The organism is Paenibacillus sp. 01L418, from assembly GCF_056400045.1.
In genome coordinates this window covers 1-3,802 of record NZ_JBFTSN010000537.1, presented here as the reverse complement: position 1 = coordinate 3,802, position 3,802 = coordinate 1, and the positions used below count along the sequence as shown (strand labels likewise).

Here is a 3,802-nt window from a genome sequence, read left to right as displayed (position 1 = left end):
GTTTACTGACGTTTGTTCCAATGTTGCACGCAATTCTGTTGCGAAAATGATGAGTAAATCTGTGAAGGAAAATGCGTCTGCGCTCTCCCCAAAGCATTCAGACGATACCGCCGTAAAATCCGAAGCCGCTTGGGGACAAATTGAGGCTATCGTAAACAGCGATCCCTCATTGAAGAAGGAAGCGGACAAGATCAAAGCGGAATCGTCAGCCTTTTCCCACTAAGTAAAGCAGCAAGCATGCAGAATCGTAGGGACGCAAAGCAGAAATGCGATGCGATCAAACGATTCTTTTTTTCGTTCATTATTAGTGCAATCAGTGAAAAGACATGATAAAGTAGTTACATAGCATGATTTGGTCAATTTGATCACATCTTACTTAGAAATTCATACGCTATTACAACAGATGCTGCAGAGGAGGATCCTGTCATGAAAATCGAACGACTGAGCCAGGATAAGATTCGGATTTTCCTGACGTTCGACGACCTGCTGGAACGGGGGATCCAGAAGGACGACATGTGGCGCGAAATTCCAAAAGTACACGAACTATTCAGTGAAATGATGGATCAAGCATATAGTGAACTTGGATTCGATGCCAGCGGCCCATTAGCGGTCGAAGTGTTTGCCCTCCCCGCTCAAGGTATGGTAGTGATTGTCACCCGTGGCAAAATGAACAGTCATGCAGKCGATAGGCCAACTGAAGATGACGACACGGAAGACGAAATATACGAGATGGAAGTGACGCTTGAGCAAAGCGATATTGTGATGTACTCTTTCCGCGATTTTGAGGATGTCATATCGGTTTGCAAGCAATTGCTAAGCTCTACGCTTACAGAAGACGGACGTTTGTACTCCTATCATGGCAAATATATATTAGCGCTGGAACCTGCTCTTATCGAGGCTTCCAGGCATAACGCTGTTATTGCATTGCTCGCTGAGTATGGTGAAGCAACATCGGTAACCTATGCCATGCTGGAAGAGTACGGTAAAGTGATTATACCCGAAACAGCGGTAAGGGAAATATGTAATCATTTTAGTTTTTAATCAAATGTACACGGATAGAGCATCTGCAGGCTGATTTTGTCTGTACGATGCTCTTCTTGCATGTAGCATGACATAATAATGGAATATACGAAGGAAAAGGCGCTCATATTAGATGTAGACAAAGGCGGTGATTGGAATGAGTGATAAAGAAGCAAACGATGTGTTGCATTCTACTCAGATTGTTATTGAAGAAGCGCTGCGCAGGCTTGGCTATGATCAGGATATGATTGATTTATTGAAGGAGCCCATGAGGCTTCTGACCGTCCGTATTCCAGTTCGGATGGATGATGGCAAAACAAAAGTGTTTACGGGGTATCGAGCACAGCATAATGATGCGGTAGGACCTACAAAAGGCGGTGTGCGTTTTCATCCAGCCGTCACGGAAAACGAGGTTAAGGCTTTGTCCATTTGGATGAGTCTAAAATGTGGAATTGCTGATCTGCCCTATGGCGGTGGTAAAGGCGGCGTTATTTGCGATCCAAGAACGATGTCTYTCCGAGAAATTGAGAATTTAAGCCGAGGGTATGTGCGGGCCATCAGCCAAATCGTAGGACCAAGCAAAGATATTCCTGCGCCTGATGTGATGACTAATTCACAGATCATGGCTTGGATGATGGACGAGTATAGCCGCATTCGTGAATTTGATTCTCCAGGCTTTATAACAGGGAAGCCGCTTGTGCTTGGCGGGTCCAAAGGAAGAGAGACAGCTACAGCCAGAGGGGTCGTTATGATGATCCATGAGGCTTTGAACATGAAAAATATAGACATAAAGGATGCGCGAATCGTCATTCAAGGCTTTGGTAATGCTGGAAGTTATCTTGCCAAATTCATGCATGAGGCCGGTGCGCGCGTGATAGGTATTTCCGATGTGAACGCGGCGTTGTATAATAAAGAAGGACTCGATATCGAATATTTGCTCGATCGTCGAGATTCCTTTGGCAATGTAACGAACTTGTTTACGAACACAATAACGAATGCTGAGCTGCTCGAGCTCGATTGTGATGTGCTTGTGCCTGCGGCAATCGAGAATCAAATAACGGAACAAAATGCCCATCTCATTAAAGCAACCATCGTAGTAGAAGCAGCGAATGGCCCAACGACGCTGGAAGCTACGCGAATCCTGTCGGACAAAGGCATTTTGCTTATTCCGGATGTGCTAGCGAGCAGCGGTGGCGTCATCGTGTCCTATTTTGAATGGGTGCAAAATAATCAAGGCTATTATTGGGATGAACAAGAAGTGGATGATAAGCTGAAGCTTATGATGATAAGGGGCTTCAACCAAGTGTATGAAATACACCGCACCCGTAAGGTCGATATGCGTCTTGCAGCTTATATGGCCGGTGTACGCAAAATGGCTGAAGCTGTACGCTATCGTGGCTGGGTGTAAGAAAGTAGGGGAAGAATGCTGTTGTTTTCCGTTTTGACTGCGGCTGTTGCGCCAGGCGTTTCGCTGCTTACTTATTTATATTTGAGAGATCGTTATGAAGCGGAGCCTATCCACATGGTAGCGAGAATGTTTGTGCTAGGCATTCTTGTCGTTGTACCGATCATGGTTATTCAGCGGGGACTTCAGCTTTGGCTTGGCGATCACTCGCTCATATTTGCCTTTGGCGAATCCGCAGGCGTAGAAGAGTTCGTAAAATGGTTCGTTCTGTATCATGTCATTTACAACCATACCGAATTTGACGAGCCTTATGACGGAATCGTTTATGCATCAGCCATTTCGCTTGGCTTCGCAACCTTAGAAAATGTCTTGTATGCCATTTACTCGCCTGCTACGTTCGGCACGCTTCTCGTGAGGGCGCTGCTTCCCGTTTCTGGCCATGCCTTGTTCGGTATAATGATGGGCTATTATTTAGGGAAAGCGAAGTTTGCTCCAAAAAACAAAACCGTCTATTTCTTAGGCATTTCACTTTTGCTGCCAGTGCTTCTACATGGTACTTACGATTGGATCATGATTACGTTGCGCACAAATTGGATGTATTTTATTATTCCGTTTATGATCGTGCTTTGGATATGGGGCTTGCGCAAAATGAGTCATGCGAATGCACGGTCGCCCTTTCGATTTATGGTCCGTGAAGATGAGATTAAACTGTAGTCGATCCGTCCATACTTACATTATATTGTAATGCCTGAAATGATGGCGTTCGAATAATGGCTGAGGAGGGGCTTATGGAGGCTGCAAGAATAAAGGTAACGATTAGATGCAATCTATGCGGAGAAAAATTTGTGCTTCGCGGACGAAGAGAAAAAGATTCGATTGATACTGGCTTTAAGCAATGTATTTGCAACAATGCAAATGATCTGGAAATTGAAGAGCATAGCGTTTTTTAGGGAAATACATGCAGTAATGACAAATAAATAGATGGATGCATAAAGCTCCCTTGGGCAAACCAAACTAAAACCAGGTTTTGCACAAGAAAGGAGCTTTTGTATTATGTACCGTCGACTCAGTTCAATTCTATTTCCCATTATGACAGTGCTGTTTATCGGCGCTGCCTACTGGGGTTATCAAGAGCAACAAGAGAAAAACGCAGTTTTGATAAAGGCTGAAAACCAATATCAACGAGCGTTCCACGATTTGACTAACCATGTTGAGCAACTGCATCAGCAATTAGGCAACACGCTAGCTGTTAACTCCACCTCACAAGCCTTTCATCGCAAAGGGCTTGTCAATGTATGGCGTTTAACGAGCCAAGCGCAAAATGAGATCAACCAGCTTCCTGTATCAATGCTTCCTTTCAATGAAGCAGAAGACTTC

Annotated in this window: 5 protein-coding genes and 1 pseudogene; all 6 read left to right on the top strand. The window is 44.6% G+C overall.

What is annotated here, in order from left to right; all coding sequences use genetic code 11:
- On the top strand, nucleotides 1–223 hold a 223-nt coding region (locus tag AC1DSE_RS32175; RefSeq protein ID WP_477528826.1), incomplete at its 5' end, for a hypothetical protein.
- A 203-nt stretch (nucleotides 224–426) separates the two neighbouring features.
- Nucleotides 427–1,041 carry a genetic competence negative regulator gene (locus AC1DSE_RS32170; protein WP_477528825.1) on the top strand — a complete coding sequence of 205 codons (615 nt, stop codon included), beginning with the start codon at nucleotides 427–429 and terminating at the stop codon, nucleotides 1,039–1,041.
- Nucleotides 1,042–1,177: 136 nt separating this feature from the next.
- Nucleotides 1,178–2,428 carry a Glu/Leu/Phe/Val family dehydrogenase gene (locus tag AC1DSE_RS32165; RefSeq protein WP_477528824.1) on the top strand — a complete coding sequence of 417 codons (1,251 nt, stop codon included), beginning with the start codon at nucleotides 1,178–1,180 and terminating at the stop codon, nucleotides 2,426–2,428.
- Between the two features lie 15 nt (nucleotides 2,429–2,443).
- Complete coding sequence (gene prsW, locus AC1DSE_RS32160) at nucleotides 2,444–3,139, top strand: glutamic-type intramembrane protease PrsW (RefSeq protein ID WP_076271365.1); 696 nt, start codon at nucleotides 2,444–2,446, stop codon at nucleotides 3,137–3,139.
- Between the two features lie 74 nt (nucleotides 3,140–3,213).
- On the top strand, nucleotides 3,214–3,375 hold the full coding sequence (locus AC1DSE_RS32155) for a hypothetical protein (protein WP_179089937.1): 162 nt from the start codon (nucleotides 3,214–3,216) through the stop codon (nucleotides 3,373–3,375).
- Nucleotides 3,376–3,478: 103 nt separating this feature from the next.
- Nucleotides 3,479–3,802, top strand: a pseudogene (locus AC1DSE_RS32150) (germination protein YpeB); the annotation flags it as partial.